This window comes from Streptomyces sp. SLBN-8D4, assembly GCF_049739545.1.
Lineage (GTDB): Bacteria > Actinomycetota > Actinomycetes > Streptomycetales > Streptomycetaceae > Streptomyces > Streptomyces canus_C.
In genome coordinates this window covers 3,258,428-3,274,772 of the sequence record NZ_JBMGQC010000001.1, presented here as the reverse complement: position 1 = coordinate 3,274,772, position 16,345 = coordinate 3,258,428, and the positions used below count along the sequence as shown (strand labels likewise).

The following is a 16,345-nucleotide window of genomic DNA, read 5'->3' as shown; positions in this document are numbered from 1 at the left end:
TGCCCGTATCGGGCTATCGGCTTGCTGCCCCGACCGCCGCTCTGCCCCGACCGGTTCCTGCGGGAACCATCCCACGGAGTGTCAGTGGTCCGCCGTAGCGTGGCCTTCATGAACATGAGGTACATCCCGCCGGTTCCGGCGGAACAGATCCGGCAGCTGCCCACCCGAGACGTCGCTCTGTTCCTGCTGCAGCACCTCGCAACGAGCAACAGCCGGCAGCTCCAGTTCATCGGGATGATCAGCTCTGCTCGCCAGGCGTTCCAGACGGAGCCCGACGAGGAAGCCCTGCTGGACGGGTTGGCCGATGCATGGACCTGGCTGGAATCACGGGCGCTGCTGTCGCGTGATCCCACCCAGTCCGACGCCTTCCGCAGGGTCTCCCGCGAGGGCATGGAACTGGCGAAGGACCCGGCAGGCATATCCCGGTTCGAGGCCCGAGAGCGCCTCTCCGGTCCGCTGCACCCAGTCCTCGAAGGAACCGTGCGCACCAACTTCAACCTGGGCGACTACGAGACGGCGAGTTTCGCCGCGATGAAGGCGGTCGAGGTCGCTGTCCGGGACGCCTCCGGCCTGGACGATTCCCTGGTCGGCGTGAAGCTCATGCGCGCCGCGTTCCAGCCGCACCAGAACGGCAAGGCAGGCGGCCCGCTCTCCGATGCCGGAGCCGAAGGCGGCGAGCAGGAGGCCGCCTCCGCCTTGTTCGCCGGAGCCATGGGCGCCTACAAGAATCCCTCGAGCCACCGCACCGTCAACTTCGACGACCCGCTCGAGGCGGCAGAAATCATCCAGTTCGCCGACCTGTTGCTGCGCCAGGTCGAACGAGCCAAGCGCCGTCAGGCGACGCCTGCGCCGTAGAACGAGTCCAGCGTCCGCCGGTGTCGGCGTACGGTATTGCTCTCCAGCCGTGTACAGATGAACGTCCCCAACGCAGGCCGCTTCGCGCTCTTCCCCTATTTCCTGGAGGCGGAGTTCGCAGGGGGAGAGCTGACCGTTGCGCGGGTGGCGGCGCGTGTCAGTTCCGGACGGCTGAGGACGTCGGTGCTGTCGATGAACTGGTCGGCGGTTCCGATCGTCGGCAGGGCGCGGATGGCGGGGTCGGTGATGCGGGTGGTCAGGGCCCCGGCGAAGCGTTCGGCGTGCAGGACCTGAAACGGTCTGTCGTGGTAGGGCCGTGTGGCGGGGTCGACAGGTTCGCAGAGGCCGAGTTGGTTGTGTGCGGCCGCGACGGTCTCGTAGGCGCGGGCGAGGTGATGTTCGCGGGTGTGCCAGTCGGTGGCGGCGAGGGCCGCGGTGAGGACCGGGGTGAGGGTGGGTGCCTGGGGGGTACGGGCGAAGGCGCTGCCGGTCCATTTGCTGTAGGGCGGGTAGCGGCGGTCCATGAGCAGACAGAGCCGCATCAGATCGCGGACCAGACGGGCGGCGACGACGGCGGAGCCGAGTTCGTCGCCGACTTCGCCGCAGCGCCCGACGAAGGCTTCTTCCTGGGAGATGCGTTGCCACTGGCAGGCGAGCAGGTAGAGCCAGAGATCGTGGGGGTACCAGGCGAGGGCGGTTCGGGCCGGTAGGAGGTGGCCGAGTCCGTCGTGGAAGACGGCACCGGCAGTGACCTCGGCGAGGCGCTGGGTGGGGGTGGCCAGCCAGTCCGTCAAGGTGATGTCCTTGCACGGGTCGAAGCCCAGTTGCGTGGTGAACCAGGTGCTCAGGTCGGTGACTTCGACCCGGTGATGCACCGGCCCGTCGGTCGTCCGCATGACCCCGATGCCCGCTTCGCCGGTGGCAGCGAAGTGCGTCGGGTAGCCGCCGAAGGTCTTCGGTAGGCGTTCGGAAAGCAGTGCCGTGATCCTCGCTCCATGACGGGTGACGTCCTGCGGGTGCAGGAAGACCTGCAGGCGGGGCCCCCACTCGTGGTCGGCGGAGCGGGCGGTGTCGAATCCAAGGACTTCCGAGCCGCTGCCCAGACGGGCGGCGCAGTGCGTCATCTGGGGGACGGCCTCGTTCAACAGGGGCCGTACGGCTTCGAGGTAGAAACGACGCGAGAGTTCCAGTCCGGGGATGCAAGACGGCGTGGTCATCTGAGGAGGGTGCCGGATCGGCGGGTGACCGGTCGAAGGCTTTCCACTCCCGGCAGAGCACGGTCGACTATGCGTACGGCGGCCCCGATCCGCCAACGGCAACTACCCGCCGCCCGGCATCAGAAGCCGACCGCATTCATCCGTACGCGCCTGGGGACGTCGTGGCGTACGCGGACAGCCGGGGACTGCGATCGTGACTGCCGTCCTCGACGCGGCGCGCCGTCATCGCAGCCTTAGCGGGTCTGAGCTGCGCCCGTGACGGACCAGGCTCGGGCTACGGAGCCGACCTGCTGCCGCGATACGGCAGCTGGCAGGGCCAGGCGTCCCGAAGCCGGGATGCCTGGCCCTGCCGCAGTGGTCTGATCAGACGGGGCGGATGTTCTCCGCCTGGGGGCCCTTCTGGCCCTGGGTGACGTCGAACTCGACCGTCTGGCCTTCCTGCAGCTCGCGGAAGCCCTGGGCGGCGATGTTGGAGTAGTGGGCGAACACGTCAGGACCGCCGCCCTCCTGCTCGATGAAACCGAACCCCTTCTCGCTGTTGAACCACTTCACAGTGCCCTTGGCCATGACTGTCTCCTTCGAGGGAAACCGGGCCCGCACCTTGCGTGCCCGGGAGGTGATCGCCCTGGTCCGGAGAGGCGCTGAAAACGCAAGAACGCCCGTGATGGCGATCACGGGCGAACGGGACTTCGGAACCACGACTGCTAGATCACGACGCTACACCCGCAGGGTGGCAGCCGCTAGGATCCGCTGTCCTGCTGGCTGGCATTGCTGAGCCGAGTCGCCATCAACTGGACCGACAGCGAGCTGCAGTTGGCCCGTCTTGCCCGTCCCTGGCGCCGAAGCAGCTGTGGGTTACGCGGTCTGCCTTCGGAACGCCTCTCTTCGGTCAACGTGCCTACCTCGATGGCACGTCAGTCAGCCATAGCCCGGCGAGCCGGAGCGGTCGTTCCGCCGAGGCGAACGATTGTGTCCTGTGAAGTGCTGGCCAAGTGTTGAGGTCAAGGAGCAACGACCCGCCAGACCGTGTGTCCTTTTGTGTGCTGTCAGTCACATCAGTGCAGGTCAAACGCGATGTTCAAGGAAGATGCACGCCTTGATGCCCACGGCGAGGTGCGGTCAATATTCGTTGGTGGGCGAGGCCATCCAGCGCCCGGTCGTGGGTCGTTGACCTGCGGAAACCTGTCGGTGGAAGGGGTTATCCACGGCATGTGGATAGGTGTGCGTCTCGAAAAGAGCAACGGTCAAAAGACCGTGTGCGTTTTGACGTGAACGCAAAAACTCCCGACCTGTATTTCTGCAGGTCAGGAGTCTTTTCCGGAGTGCCCCCGGCAGGATTCGAACCTGCGCACACGGCTCCGGAGCCTGTTCCTGGAAGTCTTCGCAGATCAGAGGTCTATTTGACGGTCTGTCAGGCTTGTCGTCCCGTGCATGTCCCGCGAAAATTAAATGCCATGTTTGGCCGTATTGTTTTAATTGCTGCCTGGTGCTCGTCAGCCACGTCAGTTGCGGAGGGTTACGACTTCCTCGGGTAAGCGTAGGGGGTATGTGGTGCCCCCTTCCAGATGCAGACGAGGAGTGCGCCGGGTGCGTCAGCGAGCCTTCCCGGATGGGTGCCCCCCTCTTTTTCTTGATGACTGTCGCACCGTCCCGTGAGATGCCGGGGCGGCGGAGAGCGCGTCCGTGGTGCCGGCCCTTTTGTCGTTCCGGGCGGTGTCAGTGGCCAGATCGTGAGAGGACGTCGTCGATGGTCTCAGCCTTCCGGAGGGGCCTGAAGTGGACGTGGCCGTCGGGATCGACGCGCACTCCGTGGACGGCAGGGTCGGGCAGGCTGTTGTAGTGGAAGGGGGTGGAGGAGTAGTACGCGCCGGTGTCCAGGAGGGAGACGATGTCGCCTGGGGTGAGCAGGGGCAGCGGGCGGGCCTCGGCGAGCAGGTCGCCGGCGAAGCAGCAGGGGCCCGCGATGTCCTGAGGCACGGGTTCGCCTTGCTTGAGCGTCCCGTCGGGTCCGTGGGCGCTGAGGCGCAGGGGCCAGGCAGCCGGCATGAACACGGTCCGGGTGGCGACCTGGGCACCGGCGTGGGTGATCGCGATCGGGCGTCCGCCGGAAGTCTTGGTGTATTCCACGCAGGCGGCGGTGAAGCCGTTCTTGGCCAGCAAGGACCGTCCGAACTCGGTGACGATCTCGTATTCGCCGGCGAACAGAGCCGGGGCATGAGCCTGGAGAGTGGCGACGTAGTCGTCGAAGCCGGGGGTCGTCTCGTCGTCGGCGAAGTTGACCGGGAGTCCGCCACCGATGTCGATGCCGGTCACCTGACGTCGGCCGCAGGCGGCGTTGACCTCGTCGGCGAAGGCCACGGCCTTCGCGATGCCCTGGGCGATCAGTTCGAGCGGGCAGCCCTGCGATCCGACGTGCGCATGTACCCATGTCAGCCATGGACGGTCACGGTAGGCGGCAAGGAGCCGTTGCCGGCTTCCGTCGTCCTCCAGCGCGATGCCGAACTTCGAGGTCGCGGTGGCTGTGCTCATCTCCGCGATTCCGCCGCCACCGACCTGGGGATTGAGGCGGACGCCGATCCGGGAGGCGGGGGCGGACGCGGAGGCACCTGCCGTGAGGATCTCGTCGATGCGGGCGAGTTCCTGGAAGTTGTCCGCGTTGACGGCGACGCCCAGTTCAAGGGCCTGGCGAAGGTCGGAGCGGGTCTTCGCCGGGGAGTCGAAGACGATCTGTTCCGGCGCGAACCCGGCGGCCAGCGCCTGCGCGAGCTCTCCCGGACTGGCCACCTCGCAGCCCATACCGAGGCTGCGCAACTCCGCCAGCACCGGCACCAGGCAGTTCGCCTTCGCCGCGAAAGTATGCAGGGCGTTCACTGAATCCGGGAATGCCTTGTGCAACGCCGCGACACTCGCCGCGACCCCGTCGAGGTCGACGAAAGCGGCCAGTACGGCGCTGTCGGGTTCGACGAGCCGTTCCCGCACGGCCGCACGCAGGATGTGTTCGCGTCGCTCGCCCGCAGAGGAGTTCGTCATGCGGAAACGGCCCCTTCCTGGTCGCGATCAGCCGCGTACTGGGCACAGGACATGACGAAATCCTCGAAGAGTCGGCGGTGGGCCGGCCGGCCGGTCAGCTCCTCCGGGTGGTACTGAACGCCGATGATCCACCGGTCGGGGGCGGTCGACTCGACGGCTTCCACGACACCGTCCTCGGCCCTGCCGACCACCCTCAGGGCCGGTGCGGGCCTGGCGATGGCTTGATGGTGCAGGCTGTTGACCCGAAGCAGCCGTGCCCCGGACAGTCCGGCGAGGCGGGAGCCCTCTTCGAGCCGAAGCTCATGCGCTTCCGACTCCAGCGGAAGGCCCGGTAGGTGGGACACGTCGCCCGGCTCCAGGCGCTGGACCAGACTGCCGCCCAGGGCGACGTTGAGGATCTGGCAACCACGGCAGACGCCGAGGACGGGCATTCCCAGGTGAACTGCGCGGTCAATGGCGGCGATTTCCAGCGCGTCGAGGTCCTTATCGATGACCGTCTCGGGCAGTGGGGCCTCGCCGTAGTGGCGGGGGTGGGGGTCGGGCGCACCGATTCCGCCGGGCAGCAGCAGGCCGTCGACGCGTTCCATCACGTACCGCACGGCGGCGGTGTCGATTCCGGGCACGATGACCACGGGTATGGCACCCGAAGCCGTCAGTACCCGTACGTAGTTCTCCGCCAGTCTCAGGACGGATGGGCTACCGGGCAGGTCCCTCCCGGCCGTTACCGCGATCAGGGGCCGGTGGACGTTGTCAGACACGGAGTTGTTGCCTCTCATAAGGGCGCAGGGGCGGGATCGACCTACAGGACGCTGTCGAGGAATGCCCTCGTGCGCTCGTGCTGCGGATCGTCGATGACACGGGACGGTGCGCCGGACTCGACGACGATGCCGTCGTCCATGAAGACGACCTGGTCCGCCACTTCGCGGGCGAAGCCGATCTCATGGGTGACGACGATCATCGTCATTCCGCTTCTCGCGAGGTCGCGCATCACGCTCAGCACGTCACCGACGAGTTCGGGGTCCAGCGCGGAGGTCGGCTCGTCGAAGAGCATCAGCTTCGGTTCCATGGCGAGCGCGCGTGCGATGGCGACCCTCTGCTGCTGGCCTCCTGACAGACGGGCCGGATAGGCGCCGGCGTGGTCGGTGAGTCCGACCCGCCGCAGCAGTTCCATGCCGCGCGAGCGGGCGTCCGCGCGGCTGTGGCGGGCCACTCCGATCGGGGCCTCGGTGATGTTCTCCAGGGCCGTGAGGTGGGGGAACAGGTTGAACCTCTGGAACACCATGCCGATGCCGCGGCGCTGAGTCGCGATCTGCCTCGGCTTCATCTCCCTGGCACGCCCCTTGCGGGAGGCGTGTTCCTCGTAGCCCATCAGCTCGCCGTCGACATAGATACGGCCGCCGTCGACCTTCTCCAGGTGGTTGATGCAGCGCAGGAAGGTCGACTTGCCCGAGCCCGACGGTCCGAGCAGGCACATCACCTCCCCGCGCCGGACTTCGAGGTCGATGCCCTTGAGTACGTCTTGGACACCGAAGTGTTTGCGTACGCCCCTGGCCTCGACCAACGGGTTCGGGGTCATGAGTCCGTCTCCGTCCTGGTGTTCATGGGATTGGTGCGCGCGACCTGCGCGACGCGGGTCCGGATCCGGTCGGCCGACTTTCGGGCCTGCTGCCACGGCGTCGCGGGTAGGCCGTGGCCCGCGCCGCGGCCGTAACGGCGTTCGAGGTAGTACTGCGGTACGGACAGCACCGAGGTGAGGACCAGGTACCAGGCGCTCGCGACGATCAGCAGCTCGACCTGGCTGAGGTTCTGCGCGGAGATCCAGCTCGCGCGCGTGTAAAGCTCCGGCACCGCGATCAGCTGGAGGAGGGCGGTGTTCTTGAGCATCGAGATCGTCTCGTTGCCCATCGGCGGGATGATCACCCGCATCGCCTGGGGCACGATGATGCGCCGCAGGGTGTACGCGGGTGACATGCCCAGCGAGTGAGCCGCTTCGACCTGGCCGTGGTCGACGGAGAGCAGACCCGCGCGGACGATCTCGGAGGCGTAGGCGGCTTCGTTCATCCCGAGCGCCAGCAGGCCGGCGACGAACGGGGTCACGATCGTGTTGGTGTTCGCCGAGAAGAAGTGGACCGAGGTGAACGGGATACCGAGGCCGATCTTCTCGTACAGCAGGCCGAGGTAGCCCCAGAAGACGATCTGGACGAGCAGCGGGGTGCCCCTGAAGAACCATGTGTACGCCCAGGGCATCACTCGCAGCACCGGATTCGCGGAGAGCCGCATCACGGCGAGCGCGACGGCGAGGGCTGTCGCCAGCAGCATCGAGCAGGCGGTGAGGCCCACCGTGAGCAGGACGCCTTGGAGGATCCGCCCGTCGAAGAGGAAGTCGGCGATGGTGGCGTGGTCGATGTTCTGGTTGCTCCACAGGGAGAGCACCCACCCCGCGCACAGGACGACCAGTGCGGCTGCGGCGATCCAGCGCCCTGGATGGCTCCGGGGCGCGGCAACCACGTCGTGTGTCCCGGTGGTGGACTTCACCGTCATGTCCGTGGCGGTCATCCGGCGTTGATCTTCGCCGAGGTGACGCCGTACGACGACAGACCGTACTTCGTCAGGAGCTTGCCGTACGTGCCGTCCTTGATGACCGAGGTCAGCGCCGCCTGGAGGGCCAGGACGAGGTCGTGGTCCTTGCGGAGAACTCCGATGCCGGTGAAGACCGGCGCGTAGCCGGTGGGGTGCGCGGCGTCGTGGACGACCTCGAACTGTTTGCCGTTGCCGGCCGTCCGGGCGGTGTACTCGGCGACCGCCGCGTCGAGGACGTCGGCGGTGCCCTTGCCGGCGCGGACAGCGACCAGGGAGTCGCCCTCGGTGGGCAGCTCGACCACGGTGATCGGCTTCTTGCCGGCGGTCTTGCAGCTCGGGGCCTGCGCCCTCATGAGGTCGGCCTGTGTGGTGGCCTTGGCGACCGTGACGGACTTGCCGCACAGGTCCAGCACGCTGCGGATCTTCTCGGGGTTGCCCTTCTTCACGATGATGTCCATGCCGGCGTGGAAGTAGTCGACGAAGTACAGGCTCTTCTGCCGTGCCGGGGTGTCGTTCATCCCGTACATGATGATCTGGTGCTTGCCGGACTGGAGCGACGGGATGATGCTGTCGAACGCCTGGTTGGTGAAGGTGAAGGGGACGCCGAGCTTGGCTCCGAGCGCCTGACCCAGGTCGTAGTCGAATCCGGTGAAATTCTGCTGGGAGTCGAGCATTTCCATCGGCGCGTAGACGCCGCTGGCCACGTTGATCCCGCTCTTGAAGCGCGCGGGCAGCATCTTCGCGACCGCTGCGTCGGCGGCGACCGCCGCGGTGGCCGCCTTGCCTTCGCTCGTCGCGGAGGTGTCGGGCGCGCCACCACCGCTACAGGCGGTGAGGAGCATTGCCGTGGTCGTCGCAGCGACAGCAGCGACGAGACGAATTCTGGCCATCTGCGTCTCCATTCGGTCGGACGAGCAGTCCGTGCAGGTGTTGCACCGATTGTTCGTCCGGCCACACCGCAGGTCCCGAGCCGATTGGACTAGGATCCGGCCATGCCGTTGTCGGATTGGCCAAGCAGCAAGACCGTCACCGTCAGCCACCTCACCGAGACCATCGGAGCGCCGATCCTCAAAGCGCTGACCACGCCGCGCGCGCTGGACCATCCGGTGCGGGGTACCGTCCTCCACGACCCCGCCGACCCGCTGCCCTCCGGGCATGACCAGGTACTGCTGATGCCGGGGCTTCTTGCCGACCAGCCCGCGGCAGCCGAACTCGTACGGGAAGCGGCCCGCCTCGGATACAGCGCCATGGTGGTCAAGCTCAGGGGGACATACGGCACCGACCTGGTCGCCGAGGCGGAACGCAGCGGCCTCATCCTGCTGGCGGCGGCCGACGAGGTCTCCTGGCGCCACCTCGACGCGTTGCTGCTCTCCGTTCTGGGCTCGCAAGGTGTCGGCGGCGGGCCGGCGGCAGACACCGGAGACGGCCTTTTCGCTCTGGCCAACGCCGTCAGCGCCGTCATCGGCGGGTCCGTCGCGATCGAGGACCTGGACCGACGTGTGATGGCCTATTCGTCGTCCCCCGATCAGCGCATCGACTCCCTCCGCCGTGACGGAATCCTCAGCCGCCGGGTCCCGGAGATCGACCACAACCTCGAGCGCTATCGCATCCTGCTCGGCTCCGAAGGCGTGGTGCGCTTCCCCGAGGCGCTCGGTGCCCTGCCACGAGCAGCCGTCACCATCAGGGCCGGCACCCAGCCTCTCGGCACGATCTGGGCGATCGAAAGCCCCGACGGCATCGGCGCCGACGGAGAACGAGCCCTGATCGACTGCGCACGACTGGCCGCACTGCACATTCTCCGCAACCGCAACGCGAGCGAACTCGAACTCCAGAGGCGCGAGAGCGCGCTACTGGGCGCGTTGGAGGGCCAGTGGCCCTCCCATGAGACCAGCTTCCGTCTGTCCATCCCGCCAGGAGCCGAACTCGGCCTTCTCGGATTTGCGGCCTCCGCCGACGCGACGGGTCTCCTCGCCCTGACCGCCCACCTGGGCCACGCCCTGACCCGCTACGTCGTGCCCGTCCGCCCCGACGCGAGCATCGCCACGACATCCCGCGCCATCTACGTCCTGCTACCCGGCGGCGGCTCCGCGGCCGCGACCCGCCTCGCCAAAGGCGCGCTCACCTCGATCCGCAGCTCCTTCGGCGACTTCGTACGCGCGGCCATCGCCCCTACCGACACGGATCCGGCAAGCCTGCCCGCGATGCGCCGCGAGACAGACGACATCCTCCGGGTGACCACCGCGCACCCGGACGCACCGTCCGTCGCCGACATCGATGACGTACGTGCACGGCTCCTGCTGGCCCGCGTCGGCGACGAACTCGGCCACGAACCACGCCTGAGACATCCCGGCGTCGCCGCGATGGCCGCTCATGACACCGAGAACGGGACGGACTTCGTCGCCTCGGTCCTCGCCTGGCTGGAAGCCGTGGGCAACGTCGCCGAGGCCGCGGAACGTCTGGGCGTGCACACAAACACCCTCCGCTACCGCCTGCGCCGTAGCGCCGAACTCTTCGGTATGCCCCTGGAACAGCCCGACGACCGACTCGCGGTGTGGCTCCAACTGCGCCTTCTCCAGCGCTGAGCCGACCATCACCCCATGACGCGCGGCGCGCTGGGCGGACGTCGAAAGCCCCGAACGACAGCGCGTGATCGGTCCAAGAACATTTGGGCTGGTGCCCGCGGCAGGATCGCAAGCTGGGACACCCTCCGACCGGTCGACCGGGCCAGGCATCGTGCAGTTCGAGGGCGGAGCGCTCGCCGGAACCTCGGTGCACATGCGGGAACTCCGAGTCCGTGACCGCCTCCTAGCGGCCTTCCCGCATATGCCGTCCCCACTTCGTGTCGTTCTGTGCAGGTTGCTGGTGCTCAGCGGCAAGGTTTCCCGCTCAGCTCAGGCCGTAGCGGTGCAGGGGTGCGGGGTGAAGGCCGATCGAGGCGGGGGCGCGGGCGCGAGGGGCGCGTGATTTGGCGTGTGCGGAAATTTCGCCTGTGTCCGTCGAAATCAGTTGGTGGTGGAAGTGAATTATTCGCATCCTGGTAGTAGCACGCAGATACCGAACGGACTGCTGCGCTCGAACCAAACCGACTGCTGGATGAGCTAGGATGGCGTGGAGATGGTGGGCAGACAGTGCGCCCGTCTGTTTTGTGTCTGTTACGGATGTACGGGTCAAAGGGAGGGCGGATGAACGAGCGGGTGGTCATGAGGGCGGTGCTCGCCATAGCGATGGGGGTGATCTGCGCGTTGCTGGCCGCCTTCTGGCGGTTGGCGCGTACGAGCAGCGTGGATCAGGCGGTGATGACTGGTGGGACTGTGTTCGTCGGCGCGGTCATGGTGGCCTTCATGGTGCTGACCTATCTGCGGTCCGACTGAAAGCCACCAGGCATGATGGGCGGACCGGGGTCGGCCGCCCACGGATGGAACAGAACGAGGACTGCGGGAGTCGAGGATGGAGAGAGCACCGAAGGGTTCGTCACTGGCGCGCGCGCTGGACGCCATGCGCGGGGCACTGGCGCCCCAGGACGCCCTCCAACTCCTCATGATGCTGGTCCCGCTGCGCCACAAGGCCGATGCCGAACGGGTCGACGAGAAGGGCGACCACACAGGTGCCCTGCCTGCCTGGGATGCCCTCCTGGCCCGGGACCTCTGGAACCGGTCGGGGCATGAGGTCATGTCGGAGGCCCTGCGCGGCCTGGAGGCGTGGGGGTCCCGACACTTCCGGCTGCCGGACCTGCCACCGGCTCTCGTGGACGTCCGCGGACCTCAGTTGGCTCCCCTGATCGAGTGCGTGGCTGCGGCACCGGATCCGGCAGCACTTTTCGAAGAGTGCATGGAACAGGCGCAGACCACGGCGAAGGGCGGCGACTACTACACACCATTGGACATTGCCCGCCTTCTGACCGCTCTGATGGAGCCGCAGGCGGGCGAGGCCGTCTACGATCCCGTCTGCGGCTCCGGCGGCTTCTTGCTGCGGGCCCGCGAGTTCGTCGAAGCGCATGGCGGAGCGGCCGGCGAGCCTGCCCTGTACGGACAGGACGCCAGCCGGACCGCGCTGCAGACCGCCGCAATGAACTTCACCGTGCATGGCGTTGAAGGGGTTTACCTGCAAGGCCCTTCGTCCACCTTGACCGATGACCGGTTCCCAGACCTGATGTTTGACGTGGTGGTCGCCAACCCGCCTTTCAACCAGTTTGGTTGGGACGAAGGCGGCCACGGGCGTTACAACCGTCCTTGGCGCTACGGGATTCCTCCGGCGGGAAACGCCAACTTCGCCTGGGTGCAGCACGTGGTGAGCAAGATGATGCCTTCGGGACGAGGGCGCGGTGTGCTCCTGCTGCCGACAGGGGCCGCCGCCACCTCTAAGCCGGCGGAACGCCAGATCCGCGCCCGACTGGTCGAGGACGATGTGCTGAGCTGCGTGATCGAGCTGCCTGCCGGACTGCTTCCCCACGTTCGCAACCCCGTGAGCCTGTGGCTCTTCACCAGGAGCAAGAAACCTCGCCAGGGCTGGGGCCACGAGGACCGTTCGGGCCGGATCCTGCTGATCGACGCGCGTGACACCGCGGCCAAGGTCGGGCGGGGCCGTCGCGCCCTTCCGGACGGGGCGAGGAGCCGCATCATCAGTACCTTCGCCGCCTGGCGCGGCGCACCGGGCCAAGCCCTGTACGAGGACGTGCCAGGCTGGTGCAGATCGCTCTCCACGCAGGAGATCGCAGCACACGATCACGATGTACTGCCCTCCCACCATGTGGGACTGCCTGCCGCCGAGTCCGCGCACGGCGACGGGGAGGAGCTGGTGGCCGACCTGACCCACGAGCTCTACTCACTCTTCGAGACGTCCCGCCACCTCGAGGCTGAGCTCCGTGACCTGCTGGGGCGGTGGTGATGCCGGACCGTCTGGAGGAGCGGTTGAGCCGTCTCCCCGAAGGCTGGGAAGTGGTGCCCCTGGGCGGGCTGCCAACGGCGCGTCTGATCGGTTATGGCATCACCCGTCCCGGGGAACACGCCGACAGTGGCGTGGGGATGGTCCGTGCTGCGGACGTTCAGGACGGACGACTGCACAACGACAAGCCGAAACGGATCAGCCGAGAGGTGCACGAAGCTGGCCTGCGCAGTCAACTGGAAGTCGGCGATGTCGTCGTGGTTCTGGTGGGCCGGGTCGGCGAGGCGGCGGTCGTCACCGAGGAGTTCCATCACTGGAACGCGTCCCGCACCGTCGGGATCATCCGCCCCGCAGAGCCCGGCGATGCCGCCTGGCTGAGGCTGTGGCTCGGGTCGCCGGACGTACGCGAGTGGTGTGAGCGGCGCACCACCGGTTCCACGCTTCAACGAACACTGAGCCTTGCGGCGCTGCGTGACCTGCCCGTACCGATTCCACCCGCAGCGCCGAGGGCCGCCTTCTTGCGAGCGATGTGCCTCCTGGAAGCGAAGACAGCGACTAATGTGCGCATCGCTGAGTGCGCCACAGAGCTGAGCGACGCGCAATTCATGGTCGAGAACCGCAACAGCGAGATCTGGCCCGGACAGCCCTTCGGGACCCTGGCCGAGCTCGCTGCGGCAGATGCGCCTCGCCCCCCTGCGGACGAGGACGGGATGCCGGAGGGGGGCGGAATCCCCTTTGTGGCGCCTGGGGACATCCTGCAGAGCGACATGCCTCACCTGTACCGGACGGAGCGAAGACTCCCCTTCGGCCAGGCGGGCAGCGCGTGTGACCCGGGTTCCCTTCTGGTCGCATCAAGGGAGGACGGCGTGCGGGCCGTGATGAATCGAGTGCCCGTCGCCGTCGGCCGTGGAGTTCTGGTGCTGAGGCCGGAGTCGGTGACTGACGGCTACTGGCTGCTGCATGAGATCCGTTCACGCGGCACTGAACTGGTGGCCGCCGCACAGGGATCCGCCGGGCGGGAACTCAGCCGGCGCGCATTCGGAGCGACCCTGGTTCGATGGCCCCCGCAGGACGTGCGTGAGCGATTCGCCCGGCTCGCCGACCGCCTCCACGCCCGGGCGCACACCGCACACGGGGAGAACGAGACACTCCGTGTCCTGCGAGGCCAGGCTCTTGACGGTTTCCTGGCCGGTTCTTTCGGCGGGATGGCCGCAATGCGAAACCCATCGGACTCCGCCAGGTGTTTCGCGGCGTGCCGTAGCTCCGGACAGAACCCCACCTGTCAACTACCGAGTGCCGGTGTCGCCCATTAGAGCGATCGATGCTCTGGTGGCCCGCCGGGCTTCTGCCCACGCAAGCGGAATGCCCCCATCCGCACACGCTTCTTCGTGCTGCCCGGGATGTCCTGTGTTGCGCTTCCACGACGAGCACCACCCGCTTACCCGGCCGCTCCCGCTGCACCACGCGAAGCTGGCCCAAGAGTACTTCCTGCCGCTCGCCCCGGCCCCGGCTCCGGCGGTCGAGCCGCACTCCGAGTAGCCGCCCGCGACTCGGTACTGGCCGCTCCGCAGCTCGCCCGGGCCGTGGAGCGGCACCCGGTCGTCTCCGGGCGCCTGCGAAAGGCCCGAGTTCCGGTGTCATTCGCCTTGGTAGAGGCGCTGCAGGTCGATGAGCTGGATGTCGTGGTCGCGAGCTGCGCCTTGTCGCAGGCCGTCGGTGAGACCTGCGCCGCTGAAGCGCATGAGGCGTGCCTGATCGGCCGTCGGGCTGCCTCGAAACGGCCGTACCAGTCATGTCGGTGGGAGGCATCGGGGCACTGTGGGATGGTGCCCACGAGCGCGGGATTACCACCCTGACCCCTGTCAGGACTGGCTGCCGCGGTGTCTCTGACCCTGCCTTGGGCGGCTTGGCCGCGGGTCACGTCCAGGCGGCGAGGAGGTCTTCGGGGGTGAGACTGGGGATGCCTGGGGCAGTGCAGCCATTGCGGGTGACGGCGAGGAGAGGGGTGGTGTCGTCGGCGCCGGGAAGTTGAGAGCGGTGGGTGATGAGGCGGGCGAGGTCCCGGGGGTCGAAGGGTTTGTTCTCGAGCCATTTGATGGATCCGATGAGGGTGATCTTTTTGGCGATGGGGGAGCGGTCGGCGGCGATGATGTCGATCTCGGGGTCGTTGGTGCGGGTCCAGTAGCCGCCGATGGCGTTGCTGTCCGCGGGGAGCCGGTCGTCGGCGAGACGCCAAAGGGCTTCGCGGATGACCGGCTCGATGGCGCGTCCGCGCCATGCCGTCCAGCTGGTGCGGATGGAGTCCAGGACGCGGTCGCCGCGGCCTCGTTCGACGGCGGGGATGCCGGGGCCGATGAAGGAGAGCCAGAAGCGCAGGTAGGGGTCGTCGATGCGGTAGCGGGTCTCGCGGCTGGGGCGGGTGGACAGGGGGAGTTCGGCGGCGACCATGCGGCGTGTGGTGAGCAGTTCCAGGGAGCGGGTTACGGAGCCGGGGTTGAGGCCGCCGGCTGCCCGGCCGATCAGCGTGAAGGTGCGCTCGCCGTGGCCGATGGCGCCCAGTACGGTGCGGGCTTGAGCCTCGGTGGGGAACTCGGCGGCCAGGGTGCGCTCGCCACTGACGAGCAGGGCCGAGGTCGGTCGGCGCAGAGCTGATGCGAGGTATTCCCACAGGTCCGCACCGTGAGGCCACTCGTCGAGGATGAGCGGGAGTCCGCCGGAGACGAGGTAGGCGTCGAAGGCATCGGCTGCGGGCAGGCTGAGCATCGCGGCGACGTCGGCGGGGCTGAGCGGGGGGACGACCATGTCGGTGCCGCGCTGGTAGAAGGGCCGTCCGTAGGTGTTGAGTTTCTCCATCATGGCGATGTCGGAACCCACCAGGATCAGGAGCACGGGCAGCTTGGACAGGGTCCGGTCGAAGACCTTCTGCAGGGCGCCCTCGAAGCTGGGGTCCTCGCGTACGAGGTAGGGCATCTCGTCCAGGACGACCACGCTGGGTCTGTCCATAGGGAGCGCTCCGGCGAGCAGGCTTAGGGCCGCGTCCCAGGTCTGCGGTGCCGTGAAGTCGGCGAAGCGGGCCGCATCAGGAAGGGTGGAGGCCGCCACCTCGGCGGCGAAGCCCGCCAGATCCTCCTCCTTCGAGCCGCCGACAGCGGTGAAGAAGACGTGGGGCAGCCCGGCGCGCTCCAGGAACTCCTCCACCAGCCGGGACTTGCCCACACGTCGGCGCCCCCGCAGCAGCACGGCCCGGCCGGGCCGTCCGCTGCGTCCGCCGGTCCGCACGGGGGCAAGTAGATCGTCCAGAAGGCCGAGTTCGGCCCGGCGGCCGATGAATCCGTTCACGGCGACCGACCTCCGTCATGACGGGCAGGAAACTTTCATCGATGATACTTTCATAGATGCACCTATCGCAAACGCCGCAGCCGACAGTGGCTGTCTGTCCGAGTCGGCCCTGGCGGCTGCAGGGTGCAACGGCATAGCCCCGGGCCGGCCCGCCGTGGTCGCGGCGGCCGCCCACCAACTGCGCTTCCACGATGAGTGCCACCCGCTCGCCCAACCCCTCCCACTGCACCTCGCGAAGCTGGCCGGGAGTGCTTCCTGCCTCTTGCCGTGGCCCCGACCTCGGCTCCGGTGGCCGGGCAGGGCTCTGAATAGTCGTCTGCGACGTGGTGTTGGCAGCTTCCGGTTTGTTCGAGCTGTGGAGCGTCACCCGGTCGTCTCCAGCATGAGGCGGAAGAGCCCCTGATCATCAAGGGCTTTTCCGCTGGTGTCGAAGAGCGTGGCGC

The 16,345-nt window shown here is 67.7% G+C and carries 14 protein-coding genes; 6 read left to right on the top strand and 8 right to left on the bottom strand.

Features of this window, described 5'->3' with window-relative positions; translation table 11 throughout:
- Window positions 1-108 precede the first annotated feature (108 nt).
- Window positions 109-855, top strand: a complete 747-nt coding sequence (locus tag RKD20_RS14305; protein ID WP_424878063.1) for a TIGR02391 family protein — start codon at window positions 109-111, stop codon at window positions 853-855.
- Window positions 856-950: 95 nt separating this feature from the next.
- Here RKD20_RS14305 and RKD20_RS14300 read toward each other — a convergent pair whose 3' ends face one another.
- The 7 genes from RKD20_RS14300 to RKD20_RS14270 all read right to left on the bottom strand — a co-directional run bounded on the left by RKD20_RS14300 (window position 951) and on the right by RKD20_RS14270 (window position 8,572).
- The gene (locus tag RKD20_RS14300) at window positions 951-2,072 is read right to left on the bottom strand and encodes a DUF4037 domain-containing protein (RefSeq protein ID WP_424878062.1); all 1,122 of its coding nucleotides are present in this window, start codon (window positions 2,070-2,072) and stop codon (window positions 951-953) included.
- A 363-nt stretch (window positions 2,073-2,435) separates the two neighbouring features.
- The gene (locus RKD20_RS14295) at window positions 2,436-2,639 is read right to left on the bottom strand and encodes a cold-shock protein (RefSeq protein ID WP_319213826.1); all 204 of its coding nucleotides are present in this window, start codon (window positions 2,637-2,639) and stop codon (window positions 2,436-2,438) included.
- A gap of 1,149 nt (window positions 2,640-3,788) precedes the next feature.
- The gene (locus RKD20_RS14290; RefSeq protein ID WP_424878061.1) at window positions 3,789-5,102 is read right to left on the bottom strand and encodes a diaminopimelate decarboxylase; all 1,314 of its coding nucleotides are present in this window, start codon (window positions 5,100-5,102) and stop codon (window positions 3,789-3,791) included.
- On the bottom strand, window positions 5,099-5,860 hold the full coding sequence (locus RKD20_RS14285; protein WP_424878060.1) for a gamma-glutamyl-gamma-aminobutyrate hydrolase family protein: 762 nt from the start codon (window positions 5,858-5,860) through the stop codon (window positions 5,099-5,101). Before RKD20_RS14285 ends, RKD20_RS14290 begins: the two co-directional genes overlap by 4 nt.
- 41 nt (window positions 5,861-5,901) lie before the next feature.
- Window positions 5,902-6,678, bottom strand: a complete 777-nt coding sequence (locus RKD20_RS14280; RefSeq protein WP_424878059.1) for an amino acid ABC transporter ATP-binding protein — start codon at window positions 6,676-6,678, stop codon at window positions 5,902-5,904.
- Entirely contained in the window at window positions 6,675-7,658 is a 984-nt protein-coding gene (locus RKD20_RS14275) for an amino acid ABC transporter permease (RefSeq protein WP_424878058.1), read from the bottom strand. The genes RKD20_RS14280 and RKD20_RS14275 overlap by 4 nt, the downstream gene beginning before the upstream one ends.
- Window positions 7,655-8,572 carry an ABC transporter substrate-binding protein gene (locus RKD20_RS14270; RefSeq protein WP_424878057.1) on the bottom strand — a complete coding sequence of 306 codons (918 nt, stop codon included), beginning with the start codon at window positions 8,570-8,572 and terminating at the stop codon, window positions 7,655-7,657. Before RKD20_RS14270 ends, RKD20_RS14275 begins: the two co-directional genes overlap by 4 nt.
- Window positions 8,573-8,674: 102 nt before the next feature.
- Between RKD20_RS14270 and RKD20_RS14265 the strand changes: the two genes are divergently transcribed.
- The 5 genes from RKD20_RS14265 (at window position 8,675) to RKD20_RS14245 (ending at window position 14,102) form a co-directional block, all read left to right on the top strand.
- Window positions 8,675-10,264, top strand: coding sequence for a PucR family transcriptional regulator (locus RKD20_RS14265; RefSeq protein ID WP_424878056.1), 1,590 nt, complete (start codon window positions 8,675-8,677; stop codon window positions 10,262-10,264).
- 600 nt (window positions 10,265-10,864) lie between these two features.
- Window positions 10,865-11,053, top strand: coding sequence for a hypothetical protein (locus RKD20_RS14260; protein ID WP_424878055.1), 189 nt, complete (start codon window positions 10,865-10,867; stop codon window positions 11,051-11,053).
- A 76-nt stretch (window positions 11,054-11,129) separates the two neighbouring features.
- Window positions 11,130-12,566, top strand: a complete 1,437-nt coding sequence (locus RKD20_RS14255) for an N-6 DNA methylase (protein ID WP_424878054.1) — start codon at window positions 11,130-11,132, stop codon at window positions 12,564-12,566.
- Complete coding sequence (locus RKD20_RS14250; RefSeq protein WP_424878053.1) at window positions 12,560-13,876, top strand: hypothetical protein; 1,317 nt, start codon at window positions 12,560-12,562, stop codon at window positions 13,874-13,876. The genes RKD20_RS14255 and RKD20_RS14250 overlap by 7 nt, the downstream gene beginning before the upstream one ends.
- Before the next feature lie 94 nt (window positions 13,877-13,970).
- Window positions 13,971-14,102, top strand: a complete 132-nt coding sequence (locus RKD20_RS14245) for a hypothetical protein (RefSeq protein WP_424878052.1) — start codon at window positions 13,971-13,973, stop codon at window positions 14,100-14,102.
- Window positions 14,103-14,480: 378 nt separating this feature from the next.
- Here the strand turns inward: RKD20_RS14245 and RKD20_RS14240 are convergent, their stop codons facing one another.
- Window positions 14,481-15,902, bottom strand: a complete 1,422-nt coding sequence (locus RKD20_RS14240; RefSeq protein ID WP_424878051.1) for an ATP-binding protein — start codon at window positions 15,900-15,902, stop codon at window positions 14,481-14,483.
- Between the last annotated feature and the right edge of the window lie 443 nt (window positions 15,903-16,345).

Excerpts from the sequence above, each read along its gene's own strand:
- RKD20_RS14305 (WP_424878063.1), top strand. The coding sequence starts at position 109 with ATGAACATGAGGTACATCCCGCCGGTTCCGGCGGAACAGATCCGGCAG.
- RKD20_RS14300 (WP_424878062.1), bottom strand. The coding sequence starts at position 2,072 with ATGACCACGCCGTCTTGCATCCCCGGACTGGAACTCTCGCGTCGTTTC.
- RKD20_RS14295 (WP_319213826.1), bottom strand. The coding sequence starts at position 2,639 with ATGGCCAAGGGCACTGTGAAGTGGTTCAACAGCGAGAAGGGGTTCGGT.
- RKD20_RS14290 (WP_424878061.1), bottom strand. The coding sequence starts at position 5,102 with ATGACGAACTCCTCTGCGGGCGAGCGACGCGAACACATCCTGCGTGCG.
- RKD20_RS14280 (WP_424878059.1), bottom strand. The coding sequence starts at position 6,678 with ATGACCCCGAACCCGTTGGTCGAGGCCAGGGGCGTACGCAAACACTTC.
- RKD20_RS14275 (WP_424878058.1), bottom strand. The coding sequence starts at position 7,658 with ATGACCGCCACGGACATGACGGTGAAGTCCACCACCGGGACACACGAC.
- RKD20_RS14270 (WP_424878057.1), bottom strand. The coding sequence starts at position 8,572 with ATGGCCAGAATTCGTCTCGTCGCTGCTGTCGCTGCGACGACCACGGCA.
- RKD20_RS14265 (WP_424878056.1), top strand. The coding sequence starts at position 8,675 with ATGCCGTTGTCGGATTGGCCAAGCAGCAAGACCGTCACCGTCAGCCAC.
- RKD20_RS14260 (WP_424878055.1), top strand. The coding sequence starts at position 10,865 with ATGAACGAGCGGGTGGTCATGAGGGCGGTGCTCGCCATAGCGATGGGG.
- RKD20_RS14255 (WP_424878054.1), top strand. The coding sequence starts at position 11,130 with ATGGAGAGAGCACCGAAGGGTTCGTCACTGGCGCGCGCGCTGGACGCC.